Consider the following 14600-nt stretch of genomic DNA (forward strand, 5'->3'; position numbering starts at 1 on the left):
AATAGATTTACTAAAGAGTAGATTCTAAATAGATGGCAAGATAGCGATTTGTATAATTGATGGAAATACTAGGAATGTTATGTGTAACTAAGAAAGGCTTTAGACTCAGCCTCTTTACATTAGCTATAGGATTGAGCACCTATTCTAATGCCTATGATGTGAAAAAAGATAAGGACAATATTGAGACAACAATCAATCAGTCATTTAAGCCACTTATGGAAAAATATGGTGTGTTAGGAATGGCAGTAGGTGTTATTTATAATGGAGGAAATCACGAACAATACTATGGTATTCAATCCTATATCGATGATAAAGCGGTTGATAGCCAGACTATTTTTGAATTAGGTTCTGTAAGTAAGATTTTTACTGCAACAGCAGGTGCTTACGCCAAGAGCCAAGGTAAACTATCTTTCCAAGATCATCCAAGTAAATATTGGCCTGCATTACAAAAGTCAGAGATTAATAAGGTTAACTTACTGAAATTGGTAACCTATACAAGTGGTAATTTACCATTACAATTTCCAGATAGTGTAAAAACAAATGAGCAAGTTTTAGAATATTTCCAAAATTGGCATATAAAAAATCCCCCTGGTCAATATCGTCAATATTCAAATCCAAGTATAGGGTTGTTTGGCGAAATAACAGCAAGATCAATGAAAGTTCCTTTCATATCATTATTAGAACAAGTAATTTTTCCAAAATTTAATTTGAAACATACTTATGTCAATGTTCCTGAAGAACAAAAAGAACATTATGCTTTTGGTTATGATCAGAAGAATAACCCTATTAGAGTTAGCCCCGGTGCTTTAGATGCTCAAGCATATGGGGTTAAATCTACACTTCCAGATATGCTTAAATTTGTAAGTGCAAATTTGAATGTAGAAAAATCTAACTCTGATCTTAAGAAAGCTATTTTAGAAACACATAAGGGGTATTTTAAACTTGGCAACATGACACAAGCACTTGGGTGGGAGACTTTTTCTTATCCTACAACTTTAGAGATTTTACAAGAAAGTAATTCTGAAAAAATTGTTATGCAATCAAATTATGTTGAAAAAAATACTATTCAGACAAAGTCTAAAGTTTTTCATAAAACGGGTTCTACCAATGGTTTTGGAACATATGTTGTTTTTATTCCTGAAGAAAAATTTGGGTTAGTCATGTTGATGAATAAAAAAATACCAAATGAAGAGCGAATTAAGGCAGCATATGAAGTCTTTAATAGACTAAAAAGTAAATAAGTTTTGAGTTGAAATATTCTTAAACCAATAAGATACATCTAGTTTTTCTAAAATAAACATAATACACTTTATACGAAATTACCTTTTTATTTTAATACAAATCAGTTACTTAATTTGTTTTCAAGCCCAATCCTACCCGATTGGGCTTTTTATATGAATAGCTGTGTTCTACGCCTATTCATTAATCACAGTTTTCATTAAAATCACTTAACAATCACATTCTATATGTACAGTTTAAAGTAAAAATAAAACGTAAATATCTCTTTCTGCCTATTCATCTACTCTGTTTAAGCCTGTCTATTTACAACTCAGATAAACTTCGATGCTATGATTCGGCTAGAATTAAATTGGTATGAAATATTCCTGACAACATGCGCAAGAAGCTACATACTGTTGCTTGGTTGTAATGATTGATTATCTTTGTGGCGTATTTTAAGTACTTCATCACAAGATAAAGAACAGATAAATAGTTGATGGAAAAATCTATGCTATGTCCAAAATGCGGCTCTGCTGACGTTGAAAAACGAGATCACGAACAAAAGTTAAAAACCATTAGTGGCATTCTCATGACTTCTGCTGGTGCGACAGCAGGAACGGTGGGTGGTGCGGCAACGGGTGCATCAACTGGAGCGGCCATCGGCGCTGTCGCGGGTCCATTGGGTGTGATTTTTGGTGGAACGGTCGGGACTTTTGTTGGCGCAATTGCAGTCGGTATTACAGGGGGTGTTTTAGGTAATATCTTTGGTAAAAAAGCGGGTGTCATTATCGATAAAAATATGTTCTTAGATTACAAATGCTTAAAATGCAATCATCGTTTTAAAGAAAAAGTTTAAACGATCATGGTTTAGCTTGAGATTCAAGAGTCCAAAGTAATTCATTTTTCAATGTGCTTTGGACTTCTTTTGAGACAGTTCAAAAATTCATACACATTAGAAAGATTTAGAACAGCCCCAGAAAGTGTGCTGACTAAACTCACTTTCTACGCGATCAATCATGCACCTGCCTGTAACTTCTGCACCACCTTACCCAAACACTTACCCTGTTCGACACAGAGGACTTTTTCATCTTGGCTTAAACCCAAGTCATGACGTGGGCCACTGACATGACTTGCGCCATACGGCGTACCGCCAGATTTAGTGTTGGATAAAGCAGGATTGGCATTGGCCAAACCCATAATCATCATGCCATGATGAAACAACGGTGGAAGCATGGTCAGTAAAGTGCTTTCCTGCCCACCATGCATCGAACCTGATGAGGTAAATACACAAGCCGGTTTATGATGCAATGCACCGTTTAACCAAAGACTGGTGGTCTGATCCCAAAAATACTTCATTTCACTGGCCATATTGCCAAAACGCGTCGGCGAACCCAAAGCCAAGCCTGAACAATGCGCCAAATCATCTAAAGTACAATAAATATCGCCATCCGCAGGAATACTTGGTTCTGCCTGTTGCACAACAGTTGATAAATTTGGCACAGTCCGAATTTTTACCGCCATACCTGTCGCTTCAACACCATTGGCAATTAAATGCGCCATGTCTTTCGTTGAACCATATTTGCTGTAATATAAAACAAGGATATAAGGCTGCATAATTTTTATAAACGAAGCTAAAAAAGAAAACTATACGGTATTTTTCCCATTTTTTGGTTAAGCTTAGTCATGAAAATTCATAAAGATGATTAAAAAATTGAGACTTTATACTTATGTTAGAAAAGTATTTAAAAAAACTCCGCTTTTATGACGAGACATGGTTTCAGTTTGTTTTATTTGTCATACGACGTTTTGAAGCAGATCGTTGCCGTGAACAAGCAGGATCTTTAACCTATACCACCCTCTTTGCTGTTGTACCCATGCTGACTGTTTTCTTGGTCATCATTTCTTCCATTAAAGCGCTAGAGCCAGCCAGACAACAATTACAACAACTGATTTATAGCAATTTCCTACCTAAAACCACCATTGCTTTTGACAAGGCTTTTAATGCCTTCACCGATAAATCCAGCAACTTAACGGTCATTGGTATTTTATTTCTGTTTATTACCACAGTGATGATGCTGACCAGTATCGAAACGGTCTTTAACCGTATTTGGCGTGTTCGAGAAACGCGTGGCGGTATTATTGGCTTTATGCGTTATTGGACCATTATTTCACTTGGCCCAATTTTACTTGGCAGTGCATTTGTCATTTCATCTGCCGTGGCATCGCTGAATGTACTGAGCAATAATTTTACCGGTTATGAGGTCGATGGTTCATTGATCTTTTGGTGCATTTCTTTTGCACTCACCATACTGGGTTTTTTCATTTTAAATTGGACCATTCCAAATCGCAGCGTTCCGATTAAAGCTGCATTAATTGCAGGAACTTTTAGTGCGGTGGTGTTTGAATTATTAAAGCATTTATTTGGCTTTATTATGTCCAATTTCACCAGTTATGAAATTATTTATGGTGCTTTTGCCGCAGTGCCTATTTTCCTGTTATGGATTTTCTTGTCATGGAATATCGTGTTATTGGGTGTCGAAATCAGTTACGCGCTAACGGCTTTTCATTCCAGTAAACTACAAAAACGCCATCCTGTAATTCTGCTTTTGGACTTGCTAGAACTGTTTTATAAAAAGCAACAGGTTGGCGAAAGTCTGTCTGATGAGGAAGCACTGGAGGTCTTAGGACGTGGCGAAATTGGACGTTGGCCTTCTTATGTGTTGATGCTAGAACAACAGAACTTGGTCAAACGCACCGACAATAATGAATTTGTTTTAGTGCGTAATTTAACGCAAGTGGATTTCTGGCATTTCTATACGCAATTACCTTATCCACTGCCACGACGTCAAGATGTAGGCAATATCCATCCTGACGATGAGTGGATGCAAAAACTAGGGCCTGCACTGATTGAAGCCGATGATTACCTTTCTGCAAAATTAGCGATTCCCCTGTCTAAAATTTTGGAAGAAAAATAAAGTAGAATCATCTCATTAATGGATTAAACAGAAACACCTCAGGTAAATCAGAATGACTATTTCTCGCACCTTTTTCACAGGGCAAAGGATAGTTATTCTGATGGTATTTCTGAGGTACTTTTCCAACAAATGATTGCACCCAAAGTCACCAAAAGCGTTCCGATCCAAAAACTCATTTGTGGTCGTGTATCCAAAATCAGCATCGACATCAAAGAAGATAAAACTGGAATAAAGTAAGTCGCAAGAATGAGCAGTTTGATATTGCCAAACTGTAAACTTTGATTCCAATTACTATAAGCAATTCCCACCAAACCACCAGTAACTGCAATGACTAACCACATCTTAAATTGAGGAACAATAAAAGGCTCATTCACCACAAAATGAATTCCCCACAAAGCCAGTGCAGTCACCATGAAAAATAGCGGGACGGCATTTTGCCCTTGGGCATATTTTTTAGTCAATACGCTATAACAGGGCCACAGCAATGCGCCTAAAAATGCAAAAAAATAGGCAATTGGGTTCTGCTGCAAAATATGCATCAATTGAGCTAAGTCTAAAATATCTGGATTGACCACCAACAATAAACCCAAAACAGAAAGGACAAATCCCCCAATGACCGTACCATGATAACGTAGCTGCTTTGCCAGTATTGCAAATACAATGGTTAATGGCGGCCACAAATAATTAATCATTGCAATAATAAGTACTTGATCGTGATTGTGTGACAAAGCAATCGAAAGCAAAAATAAAATTTCATAACTAACAAATAAGATGCCACAGCCCCACACATAGACTTTAGACATCTGTTGAAAACGAGGCAGCCCATTGAGTACTAAAATACACAGCGCACTAAAACTATAAATCAGTGCAATAGCCGAAATAGGCGTTAAAGATTCACTAATCAGCTTGACCACAGCAACCAAGCTTGCCCAAATTAAAATAGAAGACAAACCGATTAATGTGGCTGAGTTGCTTGACTTAAACATAGTGTAATTTTCTTTTAATCCAATCCTGCATACTTACCACCAACACCCCGACCATCACCAATATTGTTCCGAAAATAAAATTAGGCTCAATAGTTTCATTTAACAATAAAACCCCAAAAAGCAGACCAAAAATGGGCGTCAAAAAAGAAAAGACTCCCAAATGGCTGGCTAAGTAGTTACGTAACAACCAAAACCACAACATCAAACTCATAAAGGACATGATCAGGGTATGAAAAACCAAACTACCAATCGCAATATAAGTCCAATGAATTTCCGCTTGCCCCAATAGAAAAGCCAGAGGAAATAAAAAGACAAAACCACCCAACAATTGGTAAAACAAGGTTTGGGTGGGATGGGCTTCATTTAATTTGCTTAGGCGTAATGAAATTGTCGTTAATGCCCACATGATACCCGCCAGCAATGCCAATAAATCACCCCACAGGACTTGACCAAGCCCTTGTTCAAGCAAATTTTCTCGGCCAATAAATGTCGTTACAATACCCACAAAAGCAATCAAAATTCCAGACCATTGAACCTGAGATAAACGCTCAGACGGCAATTTCCAATGCAAACCTAAAGCCACAAAAATAGGGGCTGTATAAAGTAAAACCACGGTATGTGAAGCCGAAGTTAAAGTCAGAGCTTGTGCAACCAATAAAAACTCAGCAGAAAATAAAAAAGCCAACCAGACTCCCGGCCATAAATAGGCTTTCGAATAAAGATGAGTACCTTGTTGCAATTGAATCAGTGGAAAAACCAGCACTGCGGAAAGCCCCGAACGAATAGCAATTTGCATGATGGGAGAAATATCCGCCGCAGCAATTTTGAGTACCACTTGCTGTAACCCCCAAACAATACACAATACAATCATTAAACCGGATGCACGTGCATCGAGTCCTTTCCTCTCGCCCACAATCCTGACTCATTTTAAAAGATCAGCACACTATAGACCTGTCATATTTTAAATATATAATTCAAAGTAGACAAAAGATCTTCTTATTCAGGCATTCGAATTTATGATGAAAAAAAGACAACTGAATGAACAGTCCTTAGAAAAACTTGTCACCAATAATCAAATTTCTGCCCCGTTATGGATTCAGTTTCGCCATGCACCAGCGCAATCTATTTATCCTGCACATGGACACGCTTGGGGCGAGTTTATCTATGCTTTTCATGGGGTGATGGAAATTAATATTGATCAAATTGATTATATTCCCCCTCCGCCTTATGGCATCTGGTTACCGCCACATTTAGAACATAGTGGTTTAAATCGCACCGCAGTTTCACACGGTACACTCTATATTCATGAAAACCTATGTACAGAAATGCCGAAACAAGCAGGAATCTTACTGACCTCGCCTTTAGTCTCTGCGCTATTACAACATCTTAAACAACATCCACAAGATAAAGATGATCCTAAACATTTACGTCTATTACACGTTTTGCTGGATCAGTTGCATCATGCCACCCTCGTGGGAAGTTATTTACCCCATTCCGATCACCCTGTTTTAAAACAAATTCTTGATTATTTGCATCAACATCCGTCGGATAACAGCACCTTAGAACAACTTGCCCAAGGCGTGAATATGACGGAGCGAACTTTGGCACGTTACAGTCAAAAAGAATTGGGAATCTCTTTAAATGAGTGGCGACAACGCTTAAAAGTCACCAAAGCGATGTCGATGTTAGATCAGGGAAAAACTGTAGAAAGTATTGCTTTAGATTTAGGTTATGCCAATGCCTCAGCATTTATTAATATGTTTAAGCGTTGGATGCAATGTACGCCCGATCAATTCAGGAAATCCCACCATCACTTATAAATAAAAATTAATTTAAAATCAGTTTATTATTGACTAGAAAATTTGCTTTTGTATGATAAATTCACAACTCAAAAATTAGCCATTCGCATGAAAAACTATTATAAAAATACCATCCTTAGCCTGTGCATATCTCTCAGTTTATTAACTGCATGCAGCTCACCTGAACAACGCACATTCAAAACTGCTTTAATCTCTGCAAAAAAAGGCGATGCTATTGCACAAATGAAAGTTGCTGACTTCTATTTTGCAGGAATAGGTACTGAAAAAAATATTCAAGAAAGTGTCAACTGGTATAGCAAAGCTGCTCAACAGGCCAATACTCAAGCATTTTCTTGGCTTATGGAGCAAGCCTACAATGGCAATGAAACAGCGGTACAAGTCATTCACGACATGCAAAATAAAGGCAATATTTTTCTGGCACATTGGATTTTAGATGTCGCAAAAAAAACCCATGATCCCAGTGCACAATACACTGTAGGCTGGATGTATGATACAGGTAAAGGCTTAATCAAAGACTCACACCAAGCTCAAATCTGGTATGAAAAAGCGGCCAAGCAAAATAATGTGTTAGCCATTAAAGCCCTTGGCAATCAGCATTATTTTAGTGAGATTGAACAATCCAGTAATGAAAAAGCAAGGGAATATTTAACTTATGCCGCAGAAAAGGGTAAAGATACCGATGCCGCCATGAAAATGGCGCATTATTATCACTATGACGTTCGTGATGGAAACATGGCTAGACAGTGGTATGTCAAAGCAGGTGCTCTCGGCGATGCAGATTATCAACGAATGGCAGACACCTATGAAGAGTGGCAAAACACAGGCCCTTTACAACCGAATGAAGCTCCTGCTGATTCTCAACATGAAGAATAATTGGACATAAAAAAAGCTGCTCACAGGCTAATGCCAGTCAGTTAAGGGTTTTAAAAATAAAGCCCTTAGCTTTTTAGTTATTCACGACGGAGTCTTATGTTTTTAAATCATATACTTGGAGCTCATCTATTACTTTGGATAAGCCCAAATGAGAATCCTCAAAATATATTTTGAGTTCGCAAGAAAGGCATCTTGCGGCACAGTGTGCCTCACCGCAAAACTCGTCAAATACCTTTTATTGATTAATTAATCACAGAAACCTTACTTTTTTAAAATAGTTTTGCCTCGAACAGTTGCGGATGACGTTTCCGCGTATCGAATAACATCATGAATTAAAAAAATAAAAAGCCAGTCAATTTCTTAACTGACTGGCATTACTGCTCACAGGCAGCCTTTTCAGAAGTTGAAAAACTTATTTCACAAAAGTGGTCCAGACAAAATCTTGGGTTTGTCCTTGTAAAGTCATGCTCAACTGATCGCCCGCCTTTAACGCAGCCACACCTGCTGGAGTCCCTGTCATCACCACATCACCCGGCTCTAAGGTAAAGACCCGACTAATATCAGCAAGCAAAGTAGCGATATCAAAAATCAGCAATGCCGTATCGCCTATCTGACGCAGCTCATCATTAACATGCAAAGTATAATGTACATGCTTCCAGTCTTTAACTTCAGCAACATCCACCCAATCGGCCAATACACAGGAACCATCAAAAGCTTTGGCACGTTCCCAAGGCTGACCTTTCTTTTTCAAGTCATCTTGTAAATCACGTAAAGTTAAGTCTAAACCCAAAGTAACCGCACCCACCGCTGCTAAAGCTTTGGCTGGATCCGTTTCTGCCGTTAAGGTTTTATCAATCCGTAAGGTCAATTCACACTCATGATGGCAATTGCCCCATGCAGGATTCCAACTAATCCCTTTCTCTAAACTTGATAGGCTACTCGGTGGCTTCATAAAGAGCACTGGATAATCAGGAATAGCATTGCCTAATTCTTCGGCATGGTCTGCATAGCTACGACCGACACAGACAATTTTAGATGGACGTGTACTCATAAGCTTCCCTTTTTATTTATCTATGACATTGTTTTAAACTTTACTTTTTAAATGTATTTTCAAATACGCTCTGATCCGCAGACTGCTCAAAAGCACGCTTAGGCACAATCACCACCGTACGATTTTTTAATTCAATCATATAGGTCAACTTACCTATGGCAAAGTTTTGCACTTCATTGTAGTTGAAAATTTGCTTGCGGCCATTGGCATAAATTTCCGCATGATCTTGAAATAATTCGATGCCCTGTTCACTTTTACCAAACTGATATTTAACAAATTGACGTTTAAACATCATGGGTAAAAACCAGTAACGCATCACCAGTTGCATCACCAGAAAAAAGATCCCGAGCGCAACATAGTAACGTCCAACCCCAGTAAAACCGAGCATAAAGCCCCAAATAATGACCCCGATACTTACCAATGGAGTAATAAAACGTGTAATTTGCTTTTTACCAAAGGTTGCAAGGGCAAAACCATCTTGTGATTCTTCTAGGTTTAAAAAATAACGTACCGATACAGCAGGCTGGGTTTCAGACATAATTCATCATCAAATTATTACAACAATTGCGCTAGATATTACACCAGATTTGTCCGTTTCTTCATACTGGACGCAAAGTTTTCAAGGCAGCGTTGTAGACACACTTTGGAATGAATCATCAGAGATTGTAGAAAATAGCGAGACGATAAGTGTGATTGAAAAGCATGATTTTTTAGATAACTTAAATTGAAGCTTGAGCCATATGACAGACACAAAAAAACCGCAACATGTGCGGCTTCTTTCAATTTTACATCTCTCGATGTGTTCAAGTTGGTGCGCTCAGAGAGATTCGAACTCCCGACCCCTTAGTTCGTAGCCAAGTGCTCTATCCAGCTGAGCTATGAGCGCGACGTCTTGATGTGCTGCATTATACGCATTTTTATTGATCTGTTAAGTGCTTTTTAACAAATAGCGAACCAAGTGAACAGTTATTGGACGAAATTTGATTTTTAAGCTATTTTTTAAACAAAAATAGCTACCCCCTTCTTCACCGCATCCATGGTCAATATCGATGCTGATGCTGATTCAAACCAACCAAACACATGCCTCTTGTCATGATTTAACCAGATCAAAACTCATTCCATCCAACCATGATTTTAATCATTTACCCCCACCGTACCAGTTTGCACGTCTCCCACCCGCTTGTAATAGGTAAATACCACACCACTTGAGGTGACTAAGCTCTCCATTAATTCAAAAGCTCTGGGCATTAAACCCTCAGCAAATAAACGTTTTCCTGTACCAAGGACAATAGGAAAAGTCATCAAACACAGTTCATCAACCAAATCATGTTTAAAAAGTGTCTGTGCCATATTGGCACTGCCATGAACTTTGATATCGCCACCTTCTGAAGCTTTGAGCTTTTTCACAGCATCAACATTTTTTAAAAAGACAGAATTTTTCCAGTCCGAGTGATCTAAGCTATTCGACATGACATACTTAGTGACATCATTGATTCCCGTCCACATCTCAGCATGCTTTGGCCAAAAAGGCTCCCAAATCTTAAATGTGTTTTTTCCCAAAAGAATATCTGTGGACTGCATCCATTTTTGCATGATCCTATCGACCACGTCGTCTGCATCAGCAAAATAAGGAGCAATCCAGCCACCATACTTAAAGTCGCCTGATTGATCTTCCTCTGGTCCGCCTGGTGCTTGAATAACACCATCTAAAGTAATAAATTCCTGAACAATTATTTTTCTCATACCCTGTCTTCATTTTATTTATTCTGTAGCTGAGTGCTTATTTTTATCATTCAATTTCTTTCAATTCTATAAATTTCAGACACAAAAAAACCGCAACATGTGCGGTTTCTTCCGATTTTACATCTCTCGATGTGTTCAAGTTGGTGCGCTCAGAGAGATTCGAACTCCCGACCCCTTAGTTCGTAGCCAAGTGCTCTATCCAGCTGAGCTATGAGCGCGTACTTGAGTTGCTTTTCAGCATTCGTTACATTTACGTTTAACTTGATTGGTGCGCTCAGAGAGATTCGAACTCCCGACCCCTTAGTTCGTAGCCAAGTGCTCTATCCAGCTGAGCTATGAGCGCATTTCAAGTTATTCGTGGCGGTGAGGGAGGGATTCGAACCCTCGGTGGGCTTTAAGACCCACGCTCCCTTAGCAGGGGAGTACCTTCAGCCACTCGGCCACCTCACCGTAACGAGCCGCCATAATACAAACTAAAGCCTACTTCTTCAAGTCACATTTGAAAAAATTCTTGTTTTTTTAATCAATCATCTATTTTTTGAACAATTTAGCCCTTTTTACTGCCCTTTCCGGCAATTTTTTAGTCGCTATGCCTGTGAAATATTTGGCGGCACGCTAAAATCCGATCTAAAAACACAATATTGCAATCATTTACGTGCAGTATCACGCTGCATGACTTATGCTAATCCTATCTTCTGACATGAAGCCAAAGACATTATGAAAAATTGGGTCGATCCTGAAGCTAAAGCTGAAGCTGAGCGTTATGACAATCCTATTCCAAGCCGTATTCTAATTTCAGAAACGATTGAAAAATTACAAGCACCACAGTCTCATTCAGATTTAGTGGAACACTTCAATATTGCAGATGAACGAAGCATAGAAGCACTCAGTCACCGTTTAAGTGCCATGGTGCGCGATGGTCAGTTGATGAAAGATGGATTTAAATTCCAGCTCGCAACCAACCAACCGACGCATGAAGGCACGGTCTATATCAACTCAAAAGGTTTAGGCTCAGTCAACATTGCCGATCATGATGATATTGTATTGCCTGAACGTGAACTGCGTTTGGTGTTTAATGGTGACCGCGTAAAAGTGCGTCAAACTTCTGTTGACCGCAAAGGTAAACCTTGGGGTTTTATTACTGAAGTCGTGCAACATCGTGTCAAACAGATTATTGGTAAAGTGGCGATTTACGATGGTGAATACTTTATTCAACCTGCAAATCCAAATGCCCACCAACCGATTACCTTAGAAAAAGAACTGATTGAACATGCTCAGGTTAAAGTCGGCGACTCTGTTCGTGTCGCAATTGATGACTACCCAACGCGTGAAGAATTACCGACTGGGCACATTGTGCAATCTATGGCGGACAAAGCGGATACTGAAATTATTATTCCGCAAACCATTTTAGAATTTGGTTTGCCGTATGAATTTCCAGAAGAAGTGATCCGTGATGCAGAACACTTTAAAGAACCCAATGCACAAGACCGTGAAGGTCGCATCGATTTACGTGATTTAGCACTGGTCACCATTGATGGTGAAGATGCGCGTGACTTTGATGATGCAGTTTATGCAGAAAAACGTCCGGGCGGTGGTTATCGTGTCGTGGTTGCCATTGCTGACGTGAGTCATTATGTGCGTCCTGACAAACCTCTTGATGATGAAGCAAGAGAACGTGGAACCTCGGTATATTTCCCACACTTTGTTTTACCGATGTTGCCTGAAGCGCTGTCTAACGGATTATGTTCACTCAATCCGCATGTCGACCGCCTTTGTATGGTGTGTGATCTGAATTTATCGCGTGCAGGTAAAGTGACTGGATTTAAATTCTATCCATCGGTGATGCATTCCAAAGCACGTTTAACCTATACGCAAGTTGCACAATATTTTGATGGTGACAGTGCAGCGATCCCTGAAGATCGCGACGTGCGTAAATCCATTAATACCTTGTTCCAGCTTTATCAAGTACTTAAAGGTTTACGTGCGCAGCGTCATGCGATGGAATTTGAAACCGTCGAAACCTATATGACCTTTGATGAGCTTGGCGGCATTAAAGAAATTTTGCCACGTTCACGCAATGAAGCGCATAAGCTAATTGAAGAATGTATGTTGCTGGCCAATGTTGCCGCAGCAGAATACGCCTTAGAAAATGACATTCCGATGTTATACCGTGTGCATGAGCCACCTGAATTTTCACGTATTCAGAAAGTTCGTGAGTATGTGAAATTGTTAGGTTTGCCCTTCCCTGAACAGCCAACACAAAAAGATTATCAAGCCGTCATTGAAGCGACCAAAGAGCGTATTGATGCGCCAAGTATTCATGCCGTGTTATTACGTTCCATGATGCAAGCCTACTACGGCGCAAACAATGCTGGACATTTTGGTTTGGCCTATGATGCCTATACCCACTTCACTTCACCCATTCGTCGTTACCCAGACTTGTTGTTGCACCGTGCCATTAAAGCCCATTTAAAACAAAAGCCATCTCCACTTTCAGGAGCCGCTTTAGATGATGCGGGTGAACATTTCTCGCAAACCGAACGTCGTGCCGATGAAGCTTCTCGCTCTGTAACCACATGGTTAAAATGTCACTATATGCAGCAGCATTTAGGTGAAGAATTCATTGGTATCATTAGTGCCGTGGCTGAGTTTGGTTTATTCGTGACACTCAAAGATCTCTATGTCGATGGCATGATTCACGTCAGCCAATTAGGCGATGACTTCTTTGTTTATGATCAAGCCAGTCAAAGCCTCGTTGGCCGTGGTCGTGGTCAAAGCTTTAGTCTTGGCGATGAAGTCAAAATTAAAGTTGCAGCAGTGAACCTAGATGATCGTAAGATTGACTTTGAATTGTTGCAACAAATGACCCATGCCGGTCGTGCGATTCGTAGCCGTGCTCCTCGTGTTGCGGCAAAACCTGCGCGTGAATCTAAAGAAGAAGTTTTCACGCCACGCGCTAAAGCCGTAGTCAGTGAAGATGGCGAACAGCCGATTCGTAAGAAAAAGCCAAAAACTAAATCACCGTCTGTTGCGAAAAAGTCAGATAAAAAGCCTTCGGCAAAATCTGATGTAAAAGCCAAAGATAAAGACAAAGTGAAGAAAAAATCTAAGCCAAAAAAGAAAAAATCCAATGCTAAAATAAAGCAGGATTAATTCTGAAATAAAGAGAGCTTCGGCTCTCTTTTTTTTTGAACGGCTTTTATTTTTAAGGATTAAAATATGCCTGCATTTAAAAAAAACTGAAATTTTTATTATCATCGGACAAATCATCGATGATGCTTTACTCATCCAAGATTCTATTCATCGAGATCAGATTGCAACTCAATTGATTGAGAAATTTACAGATTTAATCAAAAATATTGCGACTAGTTATAAAAATCACGATTTGATCAACGTCTCTGGAAATTTAGTTGATTGGTTTTCTGCGGAATTGACTAAAAAAAGTGTTATTTCGAAAGATTGGCAAAATAAATATAAACAAGAACGAGAGAAAGTAGGTAAAAGAGAAATCACCGTTTATAAAAGTATTTATTCATTCCCTTTAGAAGAAAATATTTCTACTCAAGAAATGAGCCCATTGTTAGAGGGTAATCTTAAAACCATTATCGTCAATGCTTTTGAGCGCAATCCTATTGCAAGAAAACAATGCTTAGAATTTTATGGAACATGATGTTTGTGCTGTGGTTTTGATTTCTATAAAACTTATGGCGTAATTGGTCAAAACTATATACATGTCCATCATATTATCCCTATATCGAAAATTCGAAAAAACTATCAAGTCGATCCCATTAAAGATCTAATTCCACTTTGTGCAAATTGTCATGCAATGATACATCGTACAACACCAGCACTTTCTATCGATAAACTAAAAGAAATCATAAAACAATATCATTAGCCTTGATTTCCCTGCTCACAAGCCCTACATCTACTACTA

The 14600-nt window shown here is 39.0% G+C and carries 14 protein-coding genes and 4 tRNA genes; 8 read left to right on the top strand and 10 right to left on the bottom strand.

What is annotated here, in order from left to right; all coding sequences use genetic code 11:
- The first annotated feature begins 74 nt into the window (after positions 1-74).
- Both ampC and F994_RS10510 read left to right on the top strand, forming a co-directional pair.
- The gene (gene ampC / locus F994_RS10505; protein ID WP_004650432.1) at positions 75-1241 is read left to right on the top strand and encodes a class C beta-lactamase; all 1167 of its coding nucleotides are present in this window, start codon (positions 75-77) and stop codon (positions 1239-1241) included.
- A gap of 473 nt (positions 1242-1714) precedes the next feature.
- Positions 1715-2074, top strand: coding sequence for a hypothetical protein (locus tag F994_RS10510; protein WP_034697066.1), 360 nt, complete (start codon positions 1715-1717; stop codon positions 2072-2074).
- A 158-nt stretch (positions 2075-2232) separates the two neighbouring features.
- Here the strand turns inward: F994_RS10510 and wrbA are convergent, their stop codons facing one another.
- Positions 2233-2832: an NAD(P)H:quinone oxidoreductase gene (gene wrbA, locus F994_RS10515; RefSeq protein ID WP_004650435.1), complete on the bottom strand. Its 600-nt coding sequence runs from the start codon at positions 2830-2832 to the stop codon at positions 2233-2235.
- Positions 2833-2945: 113 nt separating this feature from the next.
- On the opposite strand from wrbA, the gene F994_RS10520 reads away from it, so the two are divergent.
- Positions 2946-4193, top strand: coding sequence for a YihY family inner membrane protein (locus tag F994_RS10520; RefSeq protein WP_004650436.1), 1248 nt, complete (start codon positions 2946-2948; stop codon positions 4191-4193).
- Between the two features lie 92 nt (positions 4194-4285).
- Here F994_RS10520 and yddG read toward each other — a convergent pair whose 3' ends face one another.
- Both yddG and F994_RS10530 read right to left on the bottom strand, forming a co-directional pair.
- Positions 4286-5179: an aromatic amino acid DMT transporter YddG gene (yddG, locus tag F994_RS10525; protein WP_004650437.1), complete on the bottom strand. Its 894-nt coding sequence runs from the start codon at positions 5177-5179 to the stop codon at positions 4286-4288.
- Positions 5172-6092, bottom strand: a complete 921-nt coding sequence (locus F994_RS10530; RefSeq protein ID WP_004650438.1) for a DMT family transporter — start codon at positions 6090-6092, stop codon at positions 5172-5174. Before F994_RS10530 ends, yddG begins: the two co-directional genes overlap by 8 nt.
- A gap of 106 nt (positions 6093-6198) precedes the next feature.
- Here F994_RS10530 and F994_RS10535 point away from each other — a divergent pair, with 106 nt between their 5' ends.
- Entirely contained in the window at positions 6199-6999 is an 801-nt protein-coding gene (locus F994_RS10535; protein ID WP_407636544.1) for a helix-turn-helix domain-containing protein, read from the top strand.
- 87 nt (positions 7000-7086) lie between these two features.
- Positions 7087-7872 carry a tetratricopeptide repeat protein gene (locus tag F994_RS16995; RefSeq protein WP_004650441.1) on the top strand — a complete coding sequence of 262 codons (786 nt, stop codon included), beginning with the start codon at positions 7087-7089 and terminating at the stop codon, positions 7870-7872.
- A 412-nt stretch (positions 7873-8284) separates the two neighbouring features.
- Here F994_RS16995 and F994_RS10545 read toward each other — a convergent pair whose 3' ends face one another.
- The 7 genes from F994_RS10545 to F994_RS10575 form a co-directional block, all read right to left on the bottom strand.
- Positions 8285-8923: a fumarylacetoacetate hydrolase family protein gene (locus F994_RS10545; protein WP_004650442.1), complete on the bottom strand. Its 639-nt coding sequence runs from the start codon at positions 8921-8923 to the stop codon at positions 8285-8287.
- 40 nt (positions 8924-8963) lie between these two features.
- Positions 8964-9461, bottom strand: a complete 498-nt coding sequence (locus F994_RS10550; RefSeq protein WP_004650443.1) for a YcxB family protein — start codon at positions 9459-9461, stop codon at positions 8964-8966.
- 271 nt (positions 9462-9732) lie between these two features.
- A tRNA-Arg gene (locus F994_RS10555) sits at positions 9733-9809 on the bottom strand.
- Between the two features lie 248 nt (positions 9810-10057).
- Positions 10058-10666, bottom strand: a complete 609-nt coding sequence (locus F994_RS10560) for a dihydrofolate reductase family protein (RefSeq protein WP_004650444.1) — start codon at positions 10664-10666, stop codon at positions 10058-10060.
- Positions 10667-10807: 141 nt separating this feature from the next.
- Positions 10808-10884: transfer RNA gene (locus tag F994_RS10565), tRNA-Arg, on the bottom strand.
- A gap of 48 nt (positions 10885-10932) precedes the next feature.
- A tRNA-Arg gene (locus F994_RS10570) sits at positions 10933-11009 on the bottom strand.
- A 15-nt stretch (positions 11010-11024) separates the two neighbouring features.
- Positions 11025-11116: transfer RNA gene (locus F994_RS10575), tRNA-Ser, on the bottom strand.
- Positions 11117-11380: 264 nt separating this feature from the next.
- Here F994_RS10575 and rnr point away from each other — a divergent pair.
- From rnr to F994_RS18035, 3 genes are all read left to right on the top strand, one after another.
- Positions 11381-13819: a ribonuclease R gene (gene rnr, locus F994_RS10580; RefSeq protein ID WP_212749473.1), complete on the top strand. Its 2439-nt coding sequence runs from the start codon at positions 11381-11383 to the stop codon at positions 13817-13819.
- Between the two features lie 172 nt (positions 13820-13991).
- The gene (locus F994_RS17720; RefSeq protein WP_004650447.1) at positions 13992-14336 is read left to right on the top strand and encodes a hypothetical protein; all 345 of its coding nucleotides are present in this window, start codon (positions 13992-13994) and stop codon (positions 14334-14336) included.
- A 3-nt stretch (positions 14337-14339) separates the two neighbouring features.
- Positions 14340-14561 carry an HNH endonuclease gene (locus F994_RS18035; RefSeq protein ID WP_212749472.1) on the top strand — a complete coding sequence of 74 codons (222 nt, stop codon included), beginning with the start codon at positions 14340-14342 and terminating at the stop codon, positions 14559-14561.
- Positions 14562-14600 lie beyond the last annotated feature (39 nt).

It is taken from the genome of Acinetobacter bohemicus ANC 3994 (assembly GCF_000367925.1).
Classification (GTDB): Bacteria; Pseudomonadota; Gammaproteobacteria; order Pseudomonadales; family Moraxellaceae; genus Acinetobacter; species Acinetobacter bohemicus.